Genomic DNA, 23,234 nt, shown 5'->3' on the forward strand with positions numbered 1-23,234 from the left:
TCGGTCGGGGCATCGTAACCGCCCGCCCGCCGGCCGTCGGGCTCGCCTGTAGCGGACTACGACCAGCGGCCGGTGCGCGCCAGCAGGACCGCGGTGGCGGCCGTCCCCGCCGTCGAGGTCCGCAGCACCGAGCGGCCCAGCCGGTACGGGTGGGCCCCGGCCCCGGCGAAGGCGGCCAGCTCCTCGGGGGACACCCCGCCCTCGGGGCCGACGACGAGCACCACGGAGCCGGCGGCGGGCAGCGGGGCGGTCGCCAGGGCCTGCGAGGCGGTCTCCCGGTCCTCGTGGAGCACCATGGCCAGGTCCGCCCCGGCCAGCAGCGCGGCGACCTGCTTGGTGGACAGGGCCTCGGCCACGTCGGGGAACCGCACCCGGCGGGACTGCTTGCCCGACTCCCGGGCGGTGGCCCGCCACTTGGCGAGGGACTTCGCCCCGCGCTCCCCGCGCCACTGGGTGATGCAGCGGGAGGCCTGCCACGGGACGATGGCGTCGACGCCGGTCTCCGTCATCGTCTCGACGGCGACCTCGCCCCGGTCGCCCTTGGGCAGCGCCTGCACCACGGTGATCCGTACGGCCGGCTCGGGCTCCTCGGCGGTCGCGGTGACGGAGACGACCAGGCGGTCCTTGCCCTCCGCCGCCTTGACGACGGCGTCCGCCCAGTGCCCCCGGCCGTCGGTGAGGACGAGCTCCTCCCCCGGGTTCAGCCGCTTGACCGACACCGCGTGCCGCCCTTCGGGGCCGTCCAGCACGAACTCGGGCCCCACGGGGACCTCTTCGACCACGAACACGGGGGCCGTCATGACGCTCTCCTCATCTGCAACACCTTCAACGCGCTCTGCGCCTGGGCCAGCTCGGCCGCCAGCACCTCCACCAGCTGTCCCGCGGGCAGGGCCCGCGCCAGCCGGTGCGCCTGCCCCGCCCACAGGGCCATGCCCTGCGGGTCACCCGCCGCGGCGGCCGCCGCGCGCAGCCCGGCGGTGATGTGGTGGACCTGCGGGTAGGCGGCCGGAGCGTACGGTCCGTGCTCCCGCATGAAGCGGTTGACCAGACCCCGGGCGGGGCGGCCGGAGAAGGCCCGGGTCAGTTCGGTGTGCCCGAACAGCGGGTCGGTCAGGGCGTTCTTGTGCAGGGGGTGCGCGCCGGACTCCGGGCAGACCAGGAAGGCCGTGCCGAGCTGCGCCGCCTCCGCCCCCGCCGCGAGCACCGCCGCGATCTGCGCGCCGCGCATCAGGCCGCCCGCGGCGGTGATCGGGAGCGCCACGGCCTCGCGCACCTGCGCGACCAGCGCGAGCAGGCCGACGCCCGCCGTGCCGTCGGTCTCCGGGTCGTCGCGGTGGGTGCCCTGGTGGCCGCCCGCCTCGACGCCCTGGACGCAGACGGCGTCGGCGCCCGCGTCCTGGGCGGCGCGCGCCTCGTCGACGGAGGTCACGGTGACGACGGTGTGCGTACCGGCCGCGCGCAGGCGGGCGAGGGCCTCGGGGGCGGGACAGCCGAAGGTGAAGGAGACGACCCGGACCGGGTCCTCCAGGAGGATGGCGAGTTTGGCGTCGTAGCCGTCGTCGCAGGTGCCGATGATGTCCTCTTCGGCGAGCGAGACCCCGTACCAGGCGGCCTCGCCGGCGAGCTGGCCGCGGTAGGCCTCGACGGCGGCGGGGTCGACGTAGCCGGTCTGCGGGAGGAAGAGGTTGACGCCGAAGGGCAGGCGGGTGAGCCCGCGCAGCTGCTTGATCTCCTGGTACATGCCGTCGGCGGTCTTGTAGCCGCCGGCGAGGTAACCCAGCCCGCCCGCTTCGCACACGGCGGCGGCGAGGGCCGGGCCGGACACCCCGCCCGCCATGGGGGCCTGCACGATCGGGTACTGGTGGAGACCGTTCGGTGCGGAGGACATGGACTGCATCGTGCCACGTCCGGCGCACCGCACCGAATCACGGCAATTCGCCTGGCATAGTCCGCTTTCCTGCCCGCGTGAGGGAAGCACGGAGCCCGGTCCGGGGCGTCCCCGGACCGGGCTCGTACAGGCCGTTCGGTGTCGCTCAGCGGCCGTTGAAGGCGTCCTTCAGACGGCTGAAGAGGCCCTGCTGGCCGGGGGCGAACTGGCCGGTCGGGCGCTCCTCGCCGCGCAGCTTCGCGAGCTGGCGCAGCAGGTCCTCCTGCGCCGCGTCGAGCTTGGCGGGGGTGGTGACCTCGACGTGCACGATGAGGTCGCCGCGGCCGCCGCCGCGCAGGTGCGTGACGCCGCGCCCGTGCAGCGGGATCGCCTGGCCGGACTGGGTGCCGGGCCGGATGTCGATCTCCTCCAGGCCGTCCAGCGTCTCCAGCGGGCACTTGGTGCCGAGCGCGGCCGCCGTCATCGGGATGGTGACGGTGCAGTGCAGGTCGTCCCCGCGGCGCTGGAAGGTCGGGTGCGGCAGTTCGTGGATCTCCACGTACAGGTCGCCGGCGGGGCCGCCGCCGGGGCCGACCTCGCCCTCGCCCGCGAGCTGGATCCGGGTGCCGTTCTCGACGCCGGCCGGGATCTTGACCGTCAGGCTGCGGCGGGAGCGGACCCGGCCGTCGCCCGCGCACTCGGGGCACGGGGTCGGGACGACGGTGCCGAAGCCCTGGCACTGCGGGCAGGGGCGCGAGGTCATGACCTGGCCCAGGAAGGACCGGGTGACCTGCGAGACCTCGCCGCGGCCGCGGCACATGTCACAGGTCTGCGCGGAGGTGCCGGGAGCGGCACCCTCGCCCGAGCAGGTGGTGCAGACGACGGCCGTGTCGACCTGGATGTCCTTGGTCGTCCCGAAGGCGGCCTCGTCCAGTTCCAGGTCCAGACGGATCATGGCGTCCTGGCCCCGGCGGGTCCGCGAGCGCGGTCCGCGCTGCGAGGCCTGGCCGAAGAAGGCGTCCATGATGTCCGAGAAGTTGCCGAAGCCGCCGGCTCCGAAGCCGCCGGCGCCACCGCCGCCGCCCGAGGAGGACAGCGGGTCGCCGCCGAGGTCGTAGACCTGCTTCTTCTGCGGGTCCGAGAGCACCTCGTAAGCCGCGTTGATCTCCTTGAAGCGCTCCTGCGTCTTCGGATCCGGATTCACATCCGGGTGGAGTTCACGCGCGAGGCGCCGGAAGGCCTTCTTGATCTCGTCCTGGGAAGCGTCGCGGCGCACGCCGAGTACGGCGTAGTAGTCCGTGGCCACTTACGACTCCGCCAGGATCTGTCCGACGTAACGTGCCACTGCGCGTACCGCTCCCATCGTTCCGGGGTAGTCCATGCGGGTCGGTCCGACCACGCCGAGTTTGGCGACTGCTTCGCCGCCCGAACCGTAGCCGACCGAGACGACCGACGTGGAGTTGAGCCCCTCGTAGGCGTTCTCGTGACCGATGCGTACGGCCATCCCCGACTCACTGGCCTCGCCCAGCAGCTTGAGGAGCACGACGTGCTCCTCAAGCGCTTCGAGCACCGGCCTGATCGTCAGGGGGAAATCATGTCCGAAGCGGGTGAGGTTGGCGGTGCCGCCGATCATCAGCCGCTCCTCCGCCTCCTCGGCCAGCGTTTCGAGGAGCGTCGCCAGGACGGCCTTGACGGTCGCCCGGTCGTCGTCCGCCTCGAAAGACTCCGGAAGGTCCTGCACGAGCTGCGGCACGTCGGTGAACCGTCGGCCGACGACCCGGCTGTTGAGCCGTGCCCGCAGATCGGCGAGGGAGATCTCGCCGAAGGGGGTCTGGGTGTCGACGAGCCGCTGCTCGACCCGCCCGGTGTCCGTGATCAGTACGAGCATCAGCCGGGCCGGGGCCAGCGACAGCAGCTCGACGTGCCGGACGGTGGAGCGGGTCAGCGAGGGGTACTGGACGACGGCGACCTGCCGGGTGAGCTGCGCGAGCAGCCGCACGGTGCGGCCGACCACGTCGTCGAGGTCGACGGCGCCGTCGAGGAAGTTCTGGATCGCCCTTCGTTCGGGCGTGGACAGCGGCTTGACCCCGGCGAGGCGGTCGACGAAGAGGCGGTAGCCCTTGTCCGTGGGGATCCGGCCCGCGCTGGTGTGGGGCTGGGCGATGTAGCCCTCCTCCTCCAGCACGGCCATGTCGTTGCGCACGGTCGCGGGCGAGACGCCGAGCCGGTGCCGCTCGGTGAGGGCCTTGGAGCCGACCGGCTCCTCCGTTCCGACATAGTCCTGGACGATGGCGCGCAGCACTTCGAGTCTGCGTTCACTGAGCATCGCGCACACCTCCGGATGCGGTCGGTCGGTCATCGGTCGGTCATCGGTCGGTCACGATCGGTCGTCGATCGCTCCCGGCGGACCGGTCGCGGCCGGGTCACCCCGGGCCCTTCCGGCCCTTCGTTGGCACTCTGAGCACCCGAGTGCCAGAGAACCCCCGGTCAGTGTACGGGTGGGCGGTACGCCCCGGGCAAGGGCGGCCCGCCAGGGTAGCGTCGCCGCATGGACGTACGTTGGGAAGAGGCGGGCTGGGAACGGCTGACCGGACGGGTCGGGCGCAGACGGCTTCCGGTGTGGGACTGCACGGTGGGACTGGTGGTGGGAGACGAGTCGGTGCTCCTGGTCGACCCCGGTTCGTGCGTGCGCGAGGGGGCCCTGGTGCGGTCGGAAGCGGAGCGGCTGACCGGCCGGAGCGTGACCCATATCGCATTCACCCACGGACATTTCGACCACGTGCTGGGCTCTCCCGCCTTCGCGGACGCCGCGTTCTACGGGGCGGTCGGCCTGGACCGGCTCCTGGGGACCCCGGGCGGCCGCGAGGAGCTGTGCGCGAGCGCCTCCCACCACGGTCTGGACGGGGCGGAGGCGGCCGGGTCGGCGGCCCTGCTGCGGGCGCCGGAGCACCCGGTGTCGGACGAGCGGACGCTGGACCTGGGCGGCGCCCGGGTGCTGCTGGCCAACCTCGGGCCCGCGCACTCGCAGCACGACCTGACCGTGCTGGTACCGGGCGAGCGGGAGACGGTGTTCTGCGGGGACCTGGTGGAGGAGTCGGGCGAACCCCAGGCCGGCCCGGACGCGGTGCCCGGCCAGTGGCCCGCGGCCCTGGACCGGCTGCTCGCCCTGGGCGGGGAGGACGCCCTGTACGTGCCGGGGCACGGTGCGGTGGTCGACGCCGCCTTCGTCCGTGCGCAACGCGCCACACTGGCCGCCCGGTTCGGCGTGTCGGAGGCGTGAGCGGGGCCGCTCTCCTATCGTCGGCCGGATGCGTGAGTACTCCCCCGACCTGACCCCGCAGTGGAAGCGCGCCCGGCCCGTGCCCGAGGTGCCCGCCGACCCCGACCTGGTGGTCGAGGTGGCGGGCACCGACTTCTGCGGGGCCGTGGTGGGCTGCGAGGCGGGCACCGTGACCCTGGAGGACCGCTTCGGCAAGCGGCGGGTCTTCCCGATGGAGCCGGCCGGCTTCCTGCTGGAGGGCGCGGCGGTGACCCTGGTCCGCCCCTCGCGGGCGTCCGCCGCGCCCGCCCGTACGGCCTCGGGCTCGCTGGCCGTCCCGGGCGCGCGGGCCCGGGTGGCGCGGGCGGGGCGGATCTACGTGGAGGGCCGCAACGACGCCGAGCTGGTGGAGCGGGTCTGGGGCGACGACCTGCGCGTCGAGGGGGTCGTCGTGGAGTACCTGGAGGGCGTCGACGACCTGCCCGCGGTGGTGGCCGGCTTCGCCCCGGCCCCGGACGCCCGCCTCGGCGTACTGGTGGACCACCTGGTGCCGGGCTCGAAGGAGTCCCGGATCGCGGCGTCCGTGGACGGCCCCGACGTGCTGGTCGTGGGCCACCCGTACGTGGACGTCTGGCAGGCGGTGAAACCGTCCGCGCTCGGCATCGCGGCGTGGCCGGTGGTCCCGCGCGGCCAGGACTGGAAGACGGGCGTGTGCCGGGCCCTGGGGTGGCCCGAGAACACCGGGGCCGCCTGGCGGCACATCCTGTCGCGGGTGACCTCGTACCGGGACCTGGAGCCCGTCCTGCTGGGCCGCGTCGAGGAGCTGATCGACTTCGTCACGGCCCCGGCGTAGGCCCCGCCCGGGGGGCGGGGCCGGCCGGTCAGTCCACCAGGTCCCGGACCACCGCGTCGGCCAGCAGCCGCCCGCGCAGGGTCAGTACCGCGCGGCCGGCCTCATAGGGGGCCGCCTCCAGCAGCCCGTCGGCCAGCGCCCGGCCGGCCGCGGCGAGCCCGGCCGGGGCGAGCAGCGACAGCGGGACGCCGTCTGCCAGGCGCAGCTCCAGCAGGATCCGCTCCACGCGCCGGTCCTCGGCCGACAGCAGCTCGCGCCCCGCGCCCGGGGAGCGCCCCTCGGCCAGGGCCGCCGCGTAGGCGCCGGGGTGCTTGACGTTCCACCAGCGGACCCCGCCGACGTGCGAGTGGGCGCCGGGACCGGCGCCCCACCAGTCGGCGCCGCGCCAGTACAGCTCGTTGTGCAGGCAGCGCCCGGCCTCGGTGGTGGCCCAGTTCGACACCTCGTACCAGGAGTACCCGGCCGCGGCCATGACGGAGTCGGCGATCAGGTACCGGTCGGCGTGGACGTCGTCGTCGGTCATCGGGACCTCGCCGCGGCGGATCCGGCGGGCCAGCTGCGTGCCCTCCTCGACGATCAGGGCGTAGGCGCTGATGTGGTCGGGGCCCGCGCCGAGGGCGGCGGCCAGGGTGGCCCGCCAGTCCTCGTCGGACTCGCCGGGCGTGCCGTAGATCAGGTCCAGGTTGACGTGCTCGAAGCCCGCCGCGCGGGCCTCCGCGACGCAGGCCTCCGGCCGGCCGGGGGTGTGCGTGCGGTCCAGCACCTTCAGGACGTGCTGCTTCGCGCTCTGCATGCCGAAGGAGATCCGGTTGAAGCCGCCCGCGCGGAGCTCCGCGAGGTACGCCGGGTCCACGGACTCCGGATTGGCCTCGGTGGTCACCTCGGCGTCCTCGGCCAGCCCGAACTCGTCCCGGATCGCCGCGAGCATCCGTACGAGGTCCCGCGCGGGCAGCAGCGTGGGCGTGCCGCCGCCCACGAAGACGGTCCGTACGGCCCTGGGGTCGTCGCCGAGCACCTTGCGGGCCAGGCGGACCTCGTCGATCAGGGTGTCGGCGTAGTTCTCCCGGGAGGCGAGCACGCCGCCGGTGCCCCGCAGCTCGGTGGCCGTATAGGTGTTGAAGTCGCAGTAGCCGCAGCGCGTGGCGCAGTACGGAACGTGCAGGTAGAACCCGAGCGGCCGGTCCCCGGCACCCGCCAGGGCGTGCGACGGCAGCGAGCCGTCTTCGGGCATGGGTTCACCGTCGGGCAGTGCGGAAGGCATGGATCCATTGTCCCGCACTGCCCGAAGGTCGTTTACGCGCTCGCCGGCGCGCCCGGTCAGGCCTCGCGGGCGCCCTCGTACATCTCGTCGATGAGGTACTTGAACTCGCGCTCGACGACCGGCCTCTTCAGCTTGAGGCTGGGCGTGAGGTCGCCGTGTTCGACGTCCAGGTCGCGCGGCAGGAGGCGGAACTTCTTGACCGTCTGCCAGCGCTGGAGGCCCTCGTTGAGGGTCTGGACGTACGTCTCGATCAGACGGCTGGTCTCGGGCGCCGCCAGGACCTGTGCGTACGTCTTGCCCTCCAGGCCGCTCTCGGCCGCCCAGACCAGGATCGACGGCTCGTCGAGGGCGATCAGGGCGGAGCAGAAGTTCCGGTCGGCGCCGTGCACGACGATGGTCGACACGTACGGGCAGATCGCCTTGAACTGGCCCTCGACCTCGGCCGGGGCGACGTACTTGCCGCCCGAGGTCTTGATCAGGTCCTTCTTGCGGTCGGTGATGCGCAGGTAGCCGTCGGGCGACAGCTCGCCGATGTCGCCGGTGTGCAGCCAGCCGTCGCTCTCCAGCACCTCGGCGGTCTTGTCGGGCTGGCCGTGGTAGCCCTGCATGATGCCGGGGCCGCGGAGCAGGACCTCGCCGTCGTCGGCGATGCGGACCTCGGTGCCGGGCAGCGGCTTGCCGACGGTGCCCGTGCGGTAGGCCTCGCCGGGGTTGACGAAGGAGGCCGCGCTGGACTCGGTGAGGCCGTAGCCCTCCAGGATGTGGATGCCCGCGCCGGAGAAGAAGTACCCGATCTCGGGGGCGAGCGCGGAGGCGCCGGAGACGGCGGCGCGCAGGTTGCCGCCGAAGGCCTCGCGGAGCTTGGAGTAGACGAGCGCGTCGGCGATCTTGTGCTTGGTGGCGAGGCCGAAGGGCGCGGTGGCCTGGCCGGTGCGGCGGAAGTTGTCCTGGGTGACCTTGGCGTACTCGCGGGCGACGCCCACCGACCACTGGAAGATCTTGTACTTGGCGCCGCCGCCGGCCCGGGCCTTGGCGGCCACGCCGTTGTAGACCTTCTCGAAGATGCGCGGGACGGCCGCCATGTAGGTCGGCTGGACGACCGGCAGGTTCTCGATGATCTTGTCGATCCTGCCGTCGACCGCGGTGACGTGGCCGACCTCGATCTGCCCGGAGGTCAGCACCTTGCCGAAGACGTGGGCCAGCGGCAGCCACAGGTACTGGACGTCGTCCTTGGTGATCAGCCCGGTGGCCACGGTGGCCTTGGCCATGTACGACCAGTTGTCGTGCGGCAGCCGGACGCCCTTGGGGCGGCCGGTGGTGCCGGAGGTGTAGATCAGGGTGGCGAGCTGGTCCGCGGTGATGGCCGCGATCCGCTCCCGGACCGCCTCGGGATGCTCGGCGAGGTGCGCGTTGCCGCGCGCCTCCAGGTCGGCGAGGGAGAGCACCCAGCCCTCGGGGTCACCCTCGGCGGGAACCGCGTCGGCCGCCTCCAGGACCACCACGTGGGCGAGGTTCGGCAGGCCGGCCCGGCGCTCGCGCGCCTTCGCCAGCTGGGCCGCGTCCTCGGCGATCAGCACCCGGCTCTCGGAGTCCGCGAGGATGTACGAGGACTCCTCCGCGTTGGTGCTGGGGTAGATGGTGGTGACCGCGCCGCCCGCGCACATCACGCCGAGGTCGGCGAGGATCCACTCGACCCGGGTGTTGGAGGCGAGCGCGACGCGCTCCTCGGAGCGCAGGCCGAGCGAGATCAGACCGCCGGCGATGGCGAAGACCCGCTCGGCCGCCTGGCCCCAGCTGAGCGACTTCCAGTCGTCGGGGCCGCCCTCCGGACCGGCCGCCGGCACGGGGAAGCGGTAGGCCTCCGCGTTCGGCGTGGCGGCGACGCGGTCAAGGAAGAGGGCCGCCACGGTGGGCGGGCGGTTCTCGATCATGGTCTGTGTGTCGCTCACGACATCCTCCGGACCGGTCCACGCGGCAGGGCGTGGGCGTGGGGGCGCTTGGGACGGGCGGGTGGTGCTGGCAGCTTTTGAAACTGGCGAGTAACCATCGAGCAGTGATCAGCGTAGAGGCCGTGCGCCCGCCGCGTAAGGGCTCCCGAGCGGCCGCTTGATAACGAAAAGGGCCCCCATGCGTAGGCATGTGGGCCCTTTTGTCCGACATGGGGTGAGGGTGCTTCTTGACCCGCCCTTGGCGACCGCTTGGTACTGCGGCTCGTGGCAGCTGTCGGTTACCGGCCGGTTACTTCTTCTTGGCGCCGGACTCGTCGCTGGAGAGGACGGCGATGAAGGCCTCCTGCGGGACCTCCACGGAGCCGACCATCTTCATCCGCTTCTTGCCCTCCTTCTGCTTCTCCAGCAGCTTGCGCTTGCGGGAGATGTCGCCGCCGTAGCACTTGGCGAGGACGTCCTTGCGGATGGCGCGGATGGTCTCGCGGGCGATGACGCGGGAGCCGATCGCGGCCTGGATCGGGATCTCGAAGGCCTGCCGCGGGATGAGCTCGCGCAGCTTGGCGACCAGGCGCACGCCGTAGGCGTAGGCGGCGTCCTTGTGGGTGACGGCGGAGAAGGCGTCGACCTTGTCGCCGTGCAGCAGGATGTCGACCTTGACCAGGCCGGAGGCCTGCTCGCCGGTGGGCTCGTAGTCGAGGGAGGCGTAACCGCGCGTCTTGGACTTCAGCTGGTCGAAGAAGTCGAAGACGATCTCCGCGAGCGGGAGGGTGTAGCGGATCTCGACGCGGTCCTCGGAGAGGTAGTCCATGCCGAGGAGGGTGCCGCGGCGCTGCTGGCACAGCTCCATGATCGCGCCGATGAACTCGGAGGGCGCGAGCAGGGTGGCCCGCACGACCGGCTCGAACACGTCCTTGATCTTGCCCTCGGGGAACTCGCTCGGGTTGGTGACGGTGACTTCCTTGCCGTCCTCCAGCACCACCCGGTAGACCACGTTGGGCGCGGTGGCGATCAGGTCGAGGCCGAACTCGCGCTCCAGGCGCTCGCGGACCACGTCCAGGTGGAGCAGGCCGAGGAAGCCGACGCGGAAGCCGAAGCCCAGCGCCGCCGAGGTCTCCGGCTCGTAGACCAGCGCGGCGTCGTTGAGCTGGAGCTTGTCCAGGGCCTCGCGCAGGTCCGGGTAGTCCGAACCGTCGAGCGGGTACAGGCCCGAGAAGACCATCGGACGCGGGTCCTTGTAGCCGCCGAGGGCCTCGGTCGCGCCGTTGTTCAGGCTGGTGATGGTGTCACCGACCTTGGACTGACGGACGTCCTTCACGCCGGTGATGATGTAGCCCACCTCGCCGACGCCCAGACCGTCGGAGGGGGTCATCTCCGGGGAGGAGACGCCGATCTCCAGCAGCTCGTGGGTGGCGCCGGTGGACATCATCCGGATGCGCTCGCGCTTGTTGAGCTGGCCGTCGACGACACGGACGTAGGTCACGACGCCGCGGTACGAGTCGTAGACCGAGTCGAAGATCATCGCGCGGGCCGGGGCGTCCTTCGGGCCGACCGGGGCCGGAACCGTGGCGACGATCTTGTCCAGCAGCGCGTCCACGCCGAGACCGGTCTTCGCCGAGACCCGCAGCACGTCCTCCGGCTGGCAGCCGACCAGGTTCGCCAGCTCCTCGGCGAACTTCTCCGGCTGGGCGGCCGGCAGGTCGATCTTGTTCAGGACCGGGACGATCGCGAGGTCCTTCTCCATCGCCAGGTACAGGTTGGCGAGGGTCTGCGCCTCGATGCCCTGGGCGGCGTCCACGAGCAGGACCGTGCCCTCGCAGGCGGCGAGGGAGCGCGAGACCTCGTAGGTGAAGTCGACGTGGCCGGGGGTGTCGATCATGTTCAGGATGTGCGTGTTGCCCTGCCCCTCACCCTCCGTGGGGGACCAGGGCAGACGGACCGCCTGCGACTTGATCGTGATGCCGCGCTCACGCTCGATGTCCATGCGGTCGAGGTACTGGGCGCGCATCTGCCGCTGGTCGACGACGCCGGTGAGCTGCAGCATCCGGTCGGCGAGCGTCGACTTGCCGTGGTCGATGTGCGCGATGATGCAGAAGTTGCGGATCAGCGCCGGGTCGGTACGGCTCGGCTCGGGCACGTGGCTGGGGATCGCGGGCACGCAGTGTCCTGATTCTCGGGTCGCAGTCGGAAGCGTTTCCGGCTCTCGTCGGATCTTTACGCAGACTCCCATGGTCCCATGGACGGGGCAGTGCGCTCGGTTTGGGCCGGTCGGAGCGCGCCTGGTAGCCTGGGCAGCTGTGTCTCGTATGCCCTCTCAGCTGTCGGGACACAATCCGAAGATCAAACTCTGAACCTGAAAAGGCTCTTTCGTGGCGAACATCAAGTCCCAGATCAAGCGGAACAAGACCAACGAGAAGGCGCGCCTGCGTAACAAGGCCGTCAAGTCGTCGCTCAAGACCGCGATCCGCAAGGCCCGCGAGGCCGTCCTCGCCGGTGACGTCGAGAAGGCCACCGTGGCTTCCCGCGCCGCCGCGCGTGCGCTCGACAAGGCTGTCTCGAAGGGTGTCATCCACAAGAACGCCGCCGCCAACAAGAAGTCGGCGCTGGCCACCAAGGTTGCCACCCTCCAGGGCTGAGCTCTGATGTGAAACGCCGGTAAGGACCCAGCGGGCCCTCTCTCCCGCTCCGGACCGGCTCACCGCGCCGCACGCGGCCTGCGTTCGCCACGCGGGTGCGGCGCACTCCAGCAGTAGACGAAAGCCCCGGCCACCACCCTTCCCCAGGGCGGCGACCGGGGCTTTCGTGCTGCCCGGGGGCGCGGTCAGTGGCGCTGGGGGCGGGCCGCGCGGGCCACGGCGACGACCGCCTTCTCCAGGGCGTACTCGGGGTCGTCGCCGCCGCCCTTGACCCCCGCGTCGGCCGCGGCCACGGCGCGCAGCGCGTCGGAGACGGCGTCCGCCGACCAGCCGCGCATCTGCTGACGGACCCGGTCGATCTTCCACGGCGGCATGCCGAGGTCCCGCGCGAGGTCGCCCGGGCGGGCCCCGCGCGGTGCGGAGGCCAGCTTCCCGATCGCCCGGACCGCCTGGGCCAGCGCGCTGGTGATCAGTACCGGTGCCACCCCGGTGGACAGGGACCAGCGCAGGGCCTCCAGGGCCTCGGCGGCCCGCCCCTCCACCGCCCGGTCGGCGACGGTGAAGCTGGAGGCCTCGGCCCGGCCGGTGTAGTAGCGGCCGACCACGGCCTCGTCGATGGTGCCCTCGACGTCCGCGCACAGCTGCGTCACGGCGCTCGCCAGTTCCCGCAGGTCGCTGCCGATCGCGTCGACCAGGTTCTGGCACGCCTCGGGGGTCGCGGAACGCCCCAGCGTCCGGAACTCGCCCCGTACGAAGGACAGCCGGTCCGCCGCCTTCGTCATCTTCGGGCAGGCGACCTCCCGGGCCCCCGCCTTGCGGGCCGCGTCCAGCAGGCCCTTGCCCTTGACCCCGCCGGCGTGCAGCAGGACCAGGGAGATCTCCTCGTACGGCGCGGCGATGTAGGCCTTGACCTCCTTCACCGTGTCCGCGCCCAGGTCCTGCGCGTTGCGGACGATCAGGACCTTGCGCTCGGAGAACAGCGAGGGGCTGGTCAGTTCGGCCAGCGTGCCGGGCTGGAGCTGGTCGGAGGTGAGGTCGCGCACATCGGTGTCGGTGTCGACGGCGCGGGCCGCCGTCACCACCTCCCGCACGGCACGGTCGAGCAGCAGGTCCTCCTGCCCCACCGCGAGGGTGAGCGGGGCAAGCGGTTCGTCGGTGGGGTTCTTCCTGGTGGCCATCGTCCCCAGCATCCCACGGCCCACCGACAGTCCCCCGCTCCCGGTGCCCGAGAATGGTCGGGTGAACGTGCGACATGTACTGGTCCTGCCCGACCGCGACGCCGCCGAGGAGGTGGCCCGGGAGGCCGCCGACCGCTTCGGCCTGCCCGAGGAACCCCAGTTGGTCCGCGACGCCCTCGCCGGCGAGGACGACGCCGAGGACGCCCAGTGGCTGGTCGTCGTCGAGGACCCGCGGGAACGGCTCGACGCCACCGCGCTGGACGGCCTCGCCGCCGAGTACGAGGGCTGGCTGGAAGCCCCGTAACGGCGGACCGGCGCCTACGCCTTGTGGACGATCTGGACGTCCAGCCCCACTTCCACGCTCGGCCCGATCGCCGCGACGCCGTGCGCCAGGATCGACTGCCAGTTCAGGGCGAAGTCCTCGCGGGGCAGCTCGGCGGTGGACCGGCAGGCCGCCCGCGGCTCCCCCTCCAGGCCCGTACCGGTGCCCAGGTACTGGGTGTCGAGGGTCACGGACCGGCTGACGCCGTGCAGGGTGAGCGCCCCGGCCACCGCCCAGCGGCTGCCGCTGCGGTGGATGAAGCGCTCGCTGTAGAACTCCACCGTCGGGTAGCGGGCGGCGTCGAGGAAGTCCGCGGACCGCAGGTGGTCGTCCCGCATCCGCAGACCCGTGTCGATGCTGGCCGCGTCGATGATGACGTGCATGGAGGAGTCCTCCATGCGCTCGGCTATCCGTACCGCGCCGGCGAAGGTCGTGAACCGGCCGTGGATCCGGGCGAAGCCGATGTGGCGGGCGGTGAACACGATCGACGAGTGCGTCGGGTCGAGTTCCCAGTGCCCGGGCTGCGGCAGCAGCGGCGGCTCCACCGCGTCCAGGATGATCTCCGCCGTGCCGGGCTGCGCCGGGTCCCCCACCAGCGTCGCTCCGTGGAAGGGCGCGTAGCCCTCGGCGGTGACGGAGAGCCGGTACTCCCCCTCCGGCACGGCGGCCGTGAACCCCCCGTAGGGGTCCGTCTCCCCGGTGACGACCCGTCTGCCGATCGGGTCGGTGACCTCGAACTTGGCCTGGCGCACCGGCTGGTGGACCGTGTCGAGCACCCGGCAGCTGAGCAGCCGGGCCGTGGGCGGCAGGGTCAGGGTCGCTGATGTGTGTGAGCCGGCACTTCCGGCCGTCTCCATCCCCCGTCGGCGTCCGAACATGGCTGATGCACCCCCGTGCTGTGTGGACTTGGACCGCTCTGGCGAAGACGCATTCGATCATGCTGTCGGGTTGTGGGCAAACAGAGCGGTGGCGCCCGGTATGCCCGGGCCGGGTCCGCCGCCGTCCGGCCGGAAACGCTCGCATTCCCGCACCGCTCGCGGTGACGGCCACGGAGCCGTCCTCGTCGGTGCGCAGCACGGCCGTCCCACGGGCCTTCAGCTGCGAGAGCGTACCCGGTGCGGGGTGCCCGTAGCGGTTGTCCGCACCGACGGGGACGATGGCGAGCCGTGGCCGGATCCTTTCCAGCAGCCCGGGGTCCTGGTGCGCCGAACCGTGATGGGCCACCTTGAGGACGTCCACCGGCCCCAGCTCCGGATGCTCCCTCAAGAGGGCCTGCTGGGAAGGCGGTTCGAGATCGCCCGGCAGCAGGAGCGTCAGCCCCGCCGTGCGCACCAGCAGGACGACGCTGGCGTCGTTGGGTCCCTCCGGCGGCGGCCCGGAGGCTGACGGCCACAGCACCCGCCACTCCAGCGGCCCGGCCCGGCGCCGCTCCCCCGCACCCGCCGCCACCACGGGCACCCCGGCCGCGGCGGCGAGCCGCCGCACCATCGCGGCCTGCCCGGGCGGCTCTTCCAGGGTGGTGGTCTGAATCACACCGACGGACCGGCCCCTCAGCACCCCGGAGAGCCCTCCGACGTGGTCCGCGTGGAAGTGGGTCAGCAGGAGCAGTGGGACGCGACTCACACCCAGGGCGCGCAGACAGGCGTCCACCGGCGCGGGCTCCGGCCCCGCGTCCACGACGACGGCCGTCCCCGGCCCGGCGGACAGTACGGCGGCGTCCCCCTGGCCGACGGCGCACTGGACGTATCGCCAGTCCGGCGGCGGCCAGCCGGTCAGCGTCCGGGTCAGCAGGGGCGGCCTCAGCACCACGACCAGCAGCAACACCACCAGCCCCCACCGCACCGCCCGCAGCCGCCCGTACCGGACCCCGAACCCGACGACGGCCAGCGTGACCACCCCCAGCAACAGCCCCCCGCCGAGCCCGCCCGGCCAGGGCAGCTCCGCCCCCGGCAGCCGGGCCCCGGTCCGGGCCACGGCGGCGATCCACCCGGCCGGCACCCCGGCGCACCAGGCGAGCAGCTTCGCCGCCCCCATCCACACCGGGGCCATGGCCAGCGCCGCGAAGCCGAGCACCGTGGCCGGCCCCGCCGCGAGCTCCGCCAGCAGGTTGCACGGCACCGCGACGAGACTCACCCGGGCGGAAAGCACGACCACCACCGGCGCGCACACCGCCTGCGCCGCGGCGGCGGCCCCCAGGGCGTCGGCGAGGCGCGGCCGCATCCCGCGCCGCCGCAGGGCCTGCCCCCACCGGGGCCCGAGGGTCAGCAGCGCCCCCGTGGCCAGCACCGAGAGCAGGAACCCGTAGCTCCGGGCCAGCCACGGGTCGTACAGCACCAGCAGCAGCACCGCCCCGGCCAGCGCCGGGATCAGGGACCTGCGCCGCCCGGTGGCGAGGGCGAGCAGGGTCACCGCCCCGCAGGCGGCGGCCCGCAGCACGCTGGGCTCGGGCCGGCACACCGCCACGAAGCCCAGCGTCAGCGCGGCCCCGCCCAGCGCGGTGGCCCGCAGCGAGAGCCCCAGCCGGGGCGCGAGCCCGCTCCGCTCGACGTGCTGCGCCCGGGACGGGGCCCCGATGAGCAGGTACAGCACCACCGTCAGGTTGGATCCGGAGACGGCCAGCAGGTGCAGCAGATCGGTGGCTTCGAACGCCGCGTGCAGATCGGGCGGCACCCGGGAGGTGTCCCCGACCACCAGCCCCGGCAGCAGGGCCCTGGCATCGGCCGGGAGCCCCTCGGTGGCCTCCCGCAGCCCGGCGCGCAGGGTCCCGGCGACGCGCTGCGCCGCATCGGGGCCCCCGCTCACCACGGGCGGGGCGTCCGCCGCCGGACGCAGGAGCGCCACGGCGCGTTCCCCGTCCCGGCCCGGCGCCAGCCGGGCGACCACCGCCACCCGGGTCGACGGCTGGAGCCCGGCCCATCCCGGATGCCCGGCCAGCACCCGTACCGGCGTCCGCACCCGGGTGCGCGTCCCGTCCGGCCCCGTCACCCGGGTCACCACCGCGTCCAGCGCCACCACGGGCGGCCCGCTCCCGCCCCGGGCGGCCCGGGGGTCGGACCCGACGGTGAGCTCCGCGAGGACCCGGGCGTGCTCCCGGGCCAGCCCCGCCACCGGCCCCGCCCGGGCTTCGGCCCGCTCCAGCCCGGCCACCCCCGCCCCGGCGGCCGCGCACAGCAGCGCGGCAGCCGCGGCCACCCCGACCCGCCAGGCCGGCTGCGCCCGGCGACCCGCCGCCAGCAGCAGCACCCCCGCCGCGGCCACCGCGAGCCCCGCCCCGGCGGCGGTCCACCCCACGGGCAGCCCGAGCGCGAGGGCGGCAGCCCCCCAGGCGGCCACCGCGGGCCCCGCCAGCCGCAGGTCCGTCGCCCCTGCCCCCGCCCCGGCCCCCGCCGCCGGCCCGAGCCCGGCCTGCTCCGGCCCACCGCGCGCCACGCCGAGCTCCCCGGGGGCGCTCACGGCCGCACCAGCCCGCGCAGGTCTGCGAACCTGCGCTCGCCGATGCCGTCGACCTGCCGGAGGTCCTCCACACCCCGGAACCCGCCCCGGGCGGTGCGGAAGTCGACGATGTGCCGGGCCAGCACCGGGCCCACCCCGGGCAGTCCGTCCAGTTGCTCCACGGTCGCGGTGGCGAGGCTCAGCGGGCCGGGGCCGGGCGGCCCGCCCCCGGGCCCACCACCCCCCGGAGCGGGCTGCGCGGTGGCCCCCACCAGCACCTGTTCGCCGTCCACCAGCACCCGGGCCAGATTGAGCCCGGTGGTGTCGGTGCCGGGCCGCACTCCTCCGGCGGCGGTCAGCGCGTCCTGGACCCGGGAGCCACCGGGCAGCCGCCGCACCCCGGGCTCCCGGACCTTGCCGCCGACGTCCACCACGATGCGGGTGCCCGCCGTAGCGGACCCGGGCCCCACCGGCACGGCCGATGCCGCTGCCGATACCGGGGCGACCACCGCCGGGGCCGTGACCGCCTGCGGCCGCCCGGACCAGTACTGCTGGGCGGCGAACCCCACGGCCGCGGCCAGCACCACGGCGACGGCGGCCACCGTCCGCGGCTCCACCCCGCACCGGGCCTGCAACCACACCGGCAGCCGCTCCCGCACCCCCAGCCGCCACCCACCCGGAACCCCCGCCCCGGCGGCAACACCCCCGACGCCCTCCCGGACCCCGGCTCCCCCAAAGGCACCGGCAGACGCCCCGGCACCGGCCTCGACGGCACCCCCACCCGGCTCCGGACCACGCGCAGCCCTCTCCACCGGCCGCTCGCCCCCGCCGCCCTCGTCCGGCGGCCCGCCCGCCACCCCCGCCCCCACGGCCCCGGCAGCAGCCCCCGCCGGCTCGGGCCAAGCCCGCGGATAGGCACCCAGCCAGGGCTCCACATCCCCCGGCGGATCGGCCACCCGAACCCCACCGGCCTCAGCCCCCGCACCCGCACCCGCACCCGCACCCGACTCAGCGCCCACCACCCCCGGTGGCGCCGCACCCCCCAACAGAGCTTCGGCACGGCGCCGCAGTACGGCGGGGTCGGGCCCTGCCCGCCTCCGCTCCCGCAGCCGTCCGTCAGAGCCGCGCCACCGCCCCGGCCCGCTGCCGGCAGCGCCAGCCCGGACCCCGGCCCCACCAACCCGGGCCCCGCCACCACCGGCCCCGGCCGCACGGCCCACCACCCCGGCACCGGGGTCAGGCCCCTCACCGCCGGGCGCCCCGTCCACCACCTCGGAGGCCTCGGAGGGCCTCGCCACACGCGCTCGCAAAGTCGTCATGCCCCGACGCTAGGCCCGATCCCCGACCCCCGTTCGGAACCCTCAATTCCGGTGGATGGAGCCCCCATTGTGGATAACCCCGTCACCCGTTCCGGTGATCAGCGGGGCGAAACGACCGCCGCCAGCAGCCCCGGCCCGGTGTGCGCGCCGATCACCGCCCCGACCTCGCTCACGTGCAGTTCCACCAGACCGGGGATCCGCTCGCGCAGCCGCTCCGCGAGCTTCTCGGCCCGCTCCGGCGCCGACAGGTGGTGCACGGCGACGTCGACGCTCCGCGTCCCGGCCCGCTCGACCGCCAGCTCCTCCAGGCGGGCGATGGCCTTCGAGGCCGTCCGCACCTTCTCCAGCATCTCGATCCGCCCGCCGTCCAGCGTCAGCAGCGGCTTGACCGCCAGTGCCGAGCCGAGGAGCGCCTGCGCGGCCCCGATCCGGCCGCCGCGGCGCAGGTAGTCGAGGGTGTCCACGTAGAAGTACGCCGACATCTCCCCGGCCCGCTTCTCGGCGGCGGCGACGGCCTCGTCGACGGAGCCCCCGGCGTCGGCCGCTTCCGCGGCGGCGAGGGCGCAGAAGCCGAGGGCCATCGCGACCATCCCGGTGTCGACGACCCGGACCGGTACGGGAGCCGTCTTCGCCGCGACCACGGCGGCGTCGTAGGTGCCGGAGAACTCGGCGGAGAGGTGCAGGCTGACGATTCCGGTCGCGCCCGCCTCCGCCGCCGCCCGGTAGGCCCGTACGAACTCCTCCGGGCCGGGGCGGGAGGTCGTGACCGACCGGCGTTTCTGGAGGGCCACGGCCAGGCTGCGGGCCGAGATCTCCGTGCCCTCCTCAAGGGCCTGGTCCCCCAGGACCACGGTCAGGGGGACGGAGGTGATTCCGTGCCGCGCCATCGCCGAAGGGGGCAGGTAGGCCGTGGAATCGGTGACGATCGCGACATGGCGGGACATGAGCCGGAGGTTACCGCCACACGCCTCGATCCGGCAGCCCGGACCCTCGCACCCGCCCCTGCGGACCCACCTGGCACCCCGCCCTCAGGTGGTGGCCTCCGGCCGCGGGGCCTTCTGCCAGGGGTGCCGGGCAGCCGGTGCCGCCGGGTTCAGCGCGGCCGGCCGTGACTCCCCGGCCGCACCCCGCGGCTCAGACTGCCCACTGCCCTCGACGCCCGCACCCGCACCCGCACCCGCACCACGCTGCGTCCCGGGCACCGACCCGCCCGCCACACCCGCGTCCACACCCGCGTCCCACGCGGCCGCGGCCGCGGCGAGGTCGTCCACCGACTCCCGTGACCAGTCCCGCAGCGCGCCCGACTCCATCTCGATCTGCTCGGACAGCGCCGTCAGGTCGTCGTCCGCGAACCTGCGCGCACGGTCGCGCGCCGCCCACCGCAGCGAATCCGCGGCCTGCGTGACCTTCGCGGTGCGTTCCCGCAGGTCGGGAAGGCCCTCCGCGATGCGCCGCCGGTCCGGCTCCTGCTCCAGCCGCTTCAGCTCGTCGTCCAGCTCGTGCCCGTGGGCGCTCAGCCGCTCGAAGAGGGAGATCGATTCCTTCAGGGAGGCGTCCGACTGCACCCCCTGGTAGAGCGCCTGCTGCGTGGCCCGCATCGACGTCCGCAGGTCCAGCCGCAGCTGTGCCAGCGCCCCCGTGACCCCGACCTGGCTGAAGCTCTTGGCCTTCAGGGTCGTGTCCTCGACGGTGCGCCGGGCCTGGCTGATCGTCCGGTCAACGCCCCGCTTGGCCGCTCCGACGGCCTTCACCGTGACCCACACACCCAGCCCCAGAAAGGCGAACAGCACCAACAGGGCAAAGATGATCAAAGCGCCCGCCTCCATGAGGTTCCCTTTCGTCCGCCGTCCCCGCTCCCTCCACGGTAAACGCCACGGGCAGGCCAGGGGTTCCAGACGAACCCCCAACCTGCCCGTACGGGATGACCCTCATGACCCGCCGCGGGGGCGGGCCGGTCACCCTCAGATGACGATGTTCACCAGCTTCGGCGCGCGCACGATCACCTTGCGGATCTCGGCCCCGCCCAACGCCGCCACGACGCCCTCGTCGGTGACCGCCAGCTGCTCCAGGTCGGCCTCGGAGATGGTCGGCGGCACCTCCAGGCGCGCCTTGACCTTCCCCTTGACCTGCACCACGCAGGTGACGCTCTCGTCCACCACGTACGCCGGGTCCGCGACCGGGAAGTCCTGGTGGACCACCGAGTCGGTGTGGCCCAGGCGGTGCCACAGCTCCTCCGCGATGTGCGGCGCCAGCGGGGCGACCAGCAGCACCAGCCGCTCGGCGACCGAGCGCTCCAGCGGCCGGCCCGCCTTCGTCAGCGTGTTGTTCAGCTCGGTGATCTTGGCGATGGCGGTGTTGAACCGCAGGCCCGCCATGTCCCCGCCGACTCCGTCGATCGCCTTGTGCAGGGCGCGCAGGGTGTCCTCGCCCGGCTCCGCGTCCACGACGGTGACCGCGCCGGTCTCCTCGTCGACGACGTTGCGCCACAGGCGCTGCAGCAGCCGGTACTGGCCGACCACCGCGCGCGTGTCCCACGGGCGCGAGACGTCCAGCGGACCCATGGCCATCTCGTACAGGCGCAGGGTGTCCGCGCCGTACTCCTCGCAGATCTCGTCGGGCGTGACGGCGTTCTTCAGGGACTTGCCCATCTTGCCGTGCTCGCGCTTGACCGGCTCGCCCTGGTAGAAGTAGGCGCCGTCGCGCTCCTCGACCTCGGCCGCCGGCACGTAGACGCCGCGCGCGTCGGTGTAGGCGTACGCCTGGATCATGCCCTGGTTGAACAGCTTGTGGAACGGCTCGGCCGAGGAGACGTGGCCCAGGTCGAACAGGACCTTGGACCAGAAGCGCGCGTACAGCAGGTGCAGCACCGCGTGCTCGGCGCCGCCCACGTACAGGTCGACGCCGCCGTGCGGCGCGCCCTCGCGCGGGCCCATCCAGTACTGCTCGATCTCCGGGTCGACCAGGGCCGACGCGTTGGTCGGGTCCAGGTAGCGCAGCTCGTACCAGCAGGAGCCGGCCCAGTTGGGCATGGTGTTGGTCTCGCGCCGGTAGCGCTTGACGCCCGCGCCGTCGCCCAGGTCCAGCTCCACGTCGACCCACGCCTCGTTGCGCGACAGCGGGGTCTCCGGCTTGGAGGTGGCGTCGTCGGGCTCGAAGGTACGCGGGGAGTAGTCCTCGACCTCCGGCAGCTCCAGCGGCAGCATCGACTCGGGCAGCGGGTGCGCGACGCCGTCCTCGTCGTAGACGATCGGGAAGGGCTCGCCCCAGTACCGCTGGCGGCTGAACAGCCAGTCGCGCAGGCGGAAGTTGACGGTGCCCTCGCCGATGCCGCGCCCCGCCAGCCAGTCCGTGATGGCGGCCTTGGCCTCGACGACGCCCAGGCCGTCCAGGGAGATGCCCTCACCGGCCGAGTTCACCAGCTTCGCGTCGTGGGCGACGAAGGCGTCGTCCCACTCGGCCGGGTCGGTGCCGCGGCCGTCGGTGGGCTCGACGACGCAGCGGATCGGCAGCTCGAAGGCGCGCGCGAACTCGAAGTCGCGGGCGTCGTGCGCCGGAACGGCCATGATCGCGCCGGTGCCGTAGCCCATCAGGACGTAGTCGGCGATGAAGACGGGGACCTGCTCGCCGCTGACCGGGTTGGTCGCGTACGCGCCGGTGAAGACGCCGGTCTTGTCCTTGGCCTCGGCCTGCCGCTCGACGTCCGACTTCGAGGCGGCCTGCTTGCGGTACGCGTCGACGGCCTCGGCCGGGGTGGCGTAGCCGCCGGTCCACACGGAGTGGGTGCCCTCGGGCCAGGCGGCCGGGACGACGGAGCCGACCAGCTCGTGCTCGGGCGCCAGGACCATGTAGGTCGCGCCGAACAGCGTGTCGGGGCGGGTGGTGAAGACGGTGATCGCGCCCGCGTCACCGACGGGGAAGTCGACGCGCGCGCCCTCGCTGCGGCCGATCCAGTTGCGCTGCTGCAGCTTGATGGCCTCGGGCCAGTCCAGCGCGTCCAGGTCGTCCAGCAGGCGGTCGGCGTAGGCCGTGATCCGCATGTTCCACTGGCTCAGCTTGGCCTTGAAGACCGGGAAGTTGCCGCGCTCGGAGCGGCCGTCCGCGGTGACCTCCTCGTTGGCCAGTACGGTGCCCAGCCCGGGGCACCAGTTCACGGGCGCGTCGGAGGCGTAGGCCAGCCGGAAGCCGTTCAGTACGTCGGCCCGCTCGCCCGCGGTCAGCTCCGCCCAGGAGCGGCCGCCGGGGACCTCACGGGTGCCGTCCTCGAACGCGGCGACCAGCTCGGCGATCGGGCGGGCCTTGTTCGCGTCGGTGTCGTACCAGGAGTTGTAGATCTGCAGGAAGATCCACTGCGTCCACTTGTAGTACTCGGGGTCGATCGTGGAGACCGAGCGGCGCTTGTCGTGGCCCAGGCCCAGCCGGCGCAGCTGGACCTTCATGTTCGCGATGTTCGCCTCGGTCGACACGCGCGGGTGCGTGCCGGTCTGCACGGCGTACTGCTCGGCCGGCAGGCCGAAGGCGTCGAAGCCCAGGGTGTGCAGGACGTTGTGGCCGGACATCCGCTGGTGGCGGGCGAAGACGTCGGTGGCGATGTACCCGAGCGGGTGGCCGACGTGCAGCCCCGCGCCGGACGGGTACGGGAACATGTCCATGATGAACTTCTTGGGCCGGGCGACGACCGCGGGGTCACCGGCCAGGTCACCGCTCGGGTTCGGCGCCTCGTAGGTGCCCTCCGCGTCCCATACGTCCTGCCAGCGTGCCTCGATGTCGGCGGCCATGGCAGCCGTGTAACGGTGCCCCTCGGCCGCCTCGGGGGCCGGGGTGTTCGTCTCGCTCATGATTTCTGAAGCTCCATCGATCGTCTCTGCCGTCTCTGCCTGCCCAAACGAAAAAACCCCTCGCACAGGAGGGGACGCCGCGCCGATGCCGACCGTCTCGAAGGGTCGGTACTGATCAGCGCGGCTCGGTAAGCAGAAGGCGTACGGCACGCATGGCGCCAGGGTACCGCAGCGGCCCCGGCCGTCGCTCGGCCGTTCCGCACAACGAGAAGCGGGGCCCCCCCCCCCGGGGGGCCGCGGCTGACACGCTGGATGGTAAGAGTAATTTTATACAGTCCAGCACCCAGCCAATCACGGGGACTAACAACATTGGTATATACCCGAGC

General features: G+C 73.3%; 17 protein-coding genes and 1 pseudogene. 4 read left to right on the forward strand and 14 right to left on the reverse strand.

Annotated features, from left to right (window positions below):
* Nucleotides 1–56 precede the first annotated feature (56 nt).
* From ACFYYT_RS08785 to hrcA, 4 genes are all read right to left on the reverse strand, one after another.
* The gene (locus ACFYYT_RS08785; protein WP_351819055.1) at nt 57–800 is read right to left on the reverse strand and encodes a 16S rRNA (uracil(1498)-N(3))-methyltransferase; all 744 of its coding nucleotides are present in this window, start codon (nt 798–800) and stop codon (nt 57–59) included.
* Complete coding sequence (locus ACFYYT_RS08790) at nt 797–1,888, reverse strand: nitronate monooxygenase (protein ID WP_351819052.1); 1,092 nt, start codon at nt 1,886–1,888, stop codon at nt 797–799. Before ACFYYT_RS08790 ends, ACFYYT_RS08785 begins: the two co-directional genes overlap by 4 nt.
* A 145-nt stretch (nt 1,889–2,033) precedes the next feature.
* Nucleotides 2,034–3,173, reverse strand: coding sequence for a molecular chaperone DnaJ (dnaJ, locus tag ACFYYT_RS08795; protein WP_351819049.1), 1,140 nt, complete (start codon nt 3,171–3,173; stop codon nt 2,034–2,036).
* Entirely contained in the window at nt 3,174–4,193 is a 1,020-nt protein-coding gene (gene hrcA, locus ACFYYT_RS08800) for a heat-inducible transcriptional repressor HrcA (RefSeq protein ID WP_351819207.1), read from the reverse strand.
* A 222-nt stretch (nt 4,194–4,415) separates the two neighbouring features.
* Here hrcA and ACFYYT_RS08805 point away from each other — a divergent pair, with 222 nt between their 5' ends.
* Together ACFYYT_RS08805 and ACFYYT_RS08810 are read left to right on the forward strand one after the other, a co-directional pair.
* Nucleotides 4,416–5,147 carry an MBL fold metallo-hydrolase gene (locus ACFYYT_RS08805; RefSeq protein WP_351819046.1) on the forward strand — a complete coding sequence of 244 codons (732 nt, stop codon included), beginning with the start codon at nt 4,416–4,418 and terminating at the stop codon, nt 5,145–5,147.
* A 28-nt stretch (nt 5,148–5,175) separates the two neighbouring features.
* Nucleotides 5,176–5,979, forward strand: coding sequence for a DUF3097 domain-containing protein (locus ACFYYT_RS08810; protein ID WP_351819043.1), 804 nt, complete (start codon nt 5,176–5,178; stop codon nt 5,977–5,979).
* Between the two features lie 28 nt (nt 5,980–6,007).
* Here the strand turns inward: ACFYYT_RS08810 and hemW are convergent, their stop codons facing one another.
* The 3 genes from hemW to lepA form a co-directional block, all read right to left on the reverse strand.
* Nucleotides 6,008–7,240: a radical SAM family heme chaperone HemW gene (gene hemW, locus ACFYYT_RS08815; RefSeq protein WP_351819040.1), complete on the reverse strand. Its 1,233-nt coding sequence runs from the start codon at nt 7,238–7,240 to the stop codon at nt 6,008–6,010.
* 56 nt (nt 7,241–7,296) lie between these two features.
* Nucleotides 7,297–9,189, reverse strand: a complete 1,893-nt coding sequence (locus ACFYYT_RS08820) for an AMP-dependent synthetase/ligase (RefSeq protein WP_351819037.1) — start codon at nt 9,187–9,189, stop codon at nt 7,297–7,299.
* 289 nt (nt 9,190–9,478) lie between these two features.
* The gene (gene lepA, locus ACFYYT_RS08825; protein WP_351819034.1) at nt 9,479–11,344 is read right to left on the reverse strand and encodes a translation elongation factor 4; all 1,866 of its coding nucleotides are present in this window, start codon (nt 11,342–11,344) and stop codon (nt 9,479–9,481) included.
* Nucleotides 11,345–11,555: 211 nt separating this feature from the next.
* On the opposite strand from lepA, the gene rpsT reads away from it, so the two are divergent.
* A complete protein-coding gene (gene rpsT, locus ACFYYT_RS08830; protein WP_266838956.1) occupies nt 11,556–11,822 on the forward strand; it encodes a 30S ribosomal protein S20 in 267 nt (88 codons plus the stop codon).
* Between the two features lie 185 nt (nt 11,823–12,007).
* Here rpsT and holA read toward each other — a convergent pair whose 3' ends face one another.
* Nucleotides 12,008–13,000 (reverse strand): DNA polymerase III subunit delta, encoded by a 993-nt coding sequence (gene holA, locus ACFYYT_RS08835; protein ID WP_351819031.1) that lies wholly within the window; start codon nt 12,998–13,000, stop codon nt 12,008–12,010.
* A 61-nt stretch (nt 13,001–13,061) separates the two neighbouring features.
* Between holA and ACFYYT_RS08840 the strand changes: the two genes are divergently transcribed.
* Entirely contained in the window at nt 13,062–13,304 is a 243-nt protein-coding gene (locus tag ACFYYT_RS08840) for a hypothetical protein (protein ID WP_351819028.1), read from the forward strand.
* 14 nt (nt 13,305–13,318) lie between these two features.
* Here the strand turns inward: ACFYYT_RS08840 and ACFYYT_RS08845 are convergent, their stop codons facing one another.
* The 6 genes and pseudogenes from ACFYYT_RS08845 to leuS all read right to left on the reverse strand — a co-directional run bounded on the left by ACFYYT_RS08845 (nt 13,319) and on the right by leuS (nt 22,908).
* The gene (locus tag ACFYYT_RS08845) at nt 13,319–14,200 is read right to left on the reverse strand and encodes a YceI family protein (protein ID WP_351819025.1); all 882 of its coding nucleotides are present in this window, start codon (nt 14,198–14,200) and stop codon (nt 13,319–13,321) included.
* A gap of 136 nt (nt 14,201–14,336) precedes the next feature.
* A pseudogene (locus tag ACFYYT_RS08850) lies at nt 14,337–16,775 on the reverse strand (ComEC/Rec2 family competence protein); the annotation flags it as partial.
* A complete protein-coding gene (locus ACFYYT_RS08855; protein WP_388607236.1) occupies nt 16,772–17,356 on the reverse strand; it encodes a helix-hairpin-helix domain-containing protein in 585 nt (194 codons plus the stop codon). The pseudogene ACFYYT_RS08850 and the gene ACFYYT_RS08855, both read right to left, overlap by 4 nt.
* Before the next feature lie 815 nt (nt 17,357–18,171).
* Nucleotides 18,172–19,017 (reverse strand): DegV family protein, encoded by an 846-nt coding sequence (locus tag ACFYYT_RS08860; RefSeq protein ID WP_351819023.1) that lies wholly within the window; start codon nt 19,015–19,017, stop codon nt 18,172–18,174.
* 84 nt (nt 19,018–19,101) lie between these two features.
* The gene (locus tag ACFYYT_RS08865) at nt 19,102–19,899 is read right to left on the reverse strand and encodes a hypothetical protein (protein WP_351819020.1); all 798 of its coding nucleotides are present in this window, start codon (nt 19,897–19,899) and stop codon (nt 19,102–19,104) included.
* Between the two features lie 135 nt (nt 19,900–20,034).
* Entirely contained in the window at nt 20,035–22,908 is a 2,874-nt protein-coding gene (gene leuS / locus ACFYYT_RS08870; protein WP_351819017.1) for a leucine--tRNA ligase, read from the reverse strand.
* Nucleotides 22,909–23,234: the final 326 nt, after the last annotated feature.

This window comes from Streptomyces sp. NPDC002032 (genome assembly GCF_042890765.1).
Lineage (GTDB): Bacteria > Actinomycetota > Actinomycetes > Streptomycetales > Streptomycetaceae > Streptomyces.

Excerpts from the sequence above, each read along its gene's own strand:
- leuS (WP_351819017.1), bottom strand. The coding sequence starts at position 22,908 with ATGAGCGAGACGAACACCCCGGCCCCCGAGGCGGCCGAGGGGCACCGT.
- ACFYYT_RS08865 (WP_351819020.1), bottom strand. The coding sequence starts at position 19,899 with ATGGAGGCGGGCGCTTTGATCATCTTTGCCCTGTTGGTGCTGTTCGCC.
- ACFYYT_RS08805 (WP_351819046.1), top strand. The coding sequence starts at position 4,416 with ATGGACGTACGTTGGGAAGAGGCGGGCTGGGAACGGCTGACCGGACGG.
- holA (WP_351819031.1), bottom strand. The coding sequence starts at position 13,000 with ATGGCCACCAGGAAGAACCCCACCGACGAACCGCTTGCCCCGCTCACC.
- ACFYYT_RS08845 (WP_351819025.1), bottom strand. The coding sequence starts at position 14,200 with ATGTTCGGACGCCGACGGGGGATGGAGACGGCCGGAAGTGCCGGCTCA.
- hemW (WP_351819040.1), bottom strand. The coding sequence starts at position 7,240 with ATGCCTTCCGCACTGCCCGACGGTGAACCCATGCCCGAAGACGGCTCG.
- hrcA (WP_351819207.1), bottom strand. The coding sequence starts at position 4,193 with ATGCTCAGTGAACGCAGACTCGAAGTGCTGCGCGCCATCGTCCAGGAC.
- ACFYYT_RS08810 (WP_351819043.1), top strand. The coding sequence starts at position 5,176 with ATGCGTGAGTACTCCCCCGACCTGACCCCGCAGTGGAAGCGCGCCCGG.
- ACFYYT_RS08790 (WP_351819052.1), bottom strand. The coding sequence starts at position 1,888 with ATGTCCTCCGCACCGAACGGTCTCCACCAGTACCCGATCGTGCAGGCC.
- ACFYYT_RS08860 (WP_351819023.1), bottom strand. The coding sequence starts at position 19,017 with ATGTCCCGCCATGTCGCGATCGTCACCGATTCCACGGCCTACCTGCCC.
- ACFYYT_RS08785 (WP_351819055.1), bottom strand. The coding sequence starts at position 800 with ATGACGGCCCCCGTGTTCGTGGTCGAAGAGGTCCCCGTGGGGCCCGAG.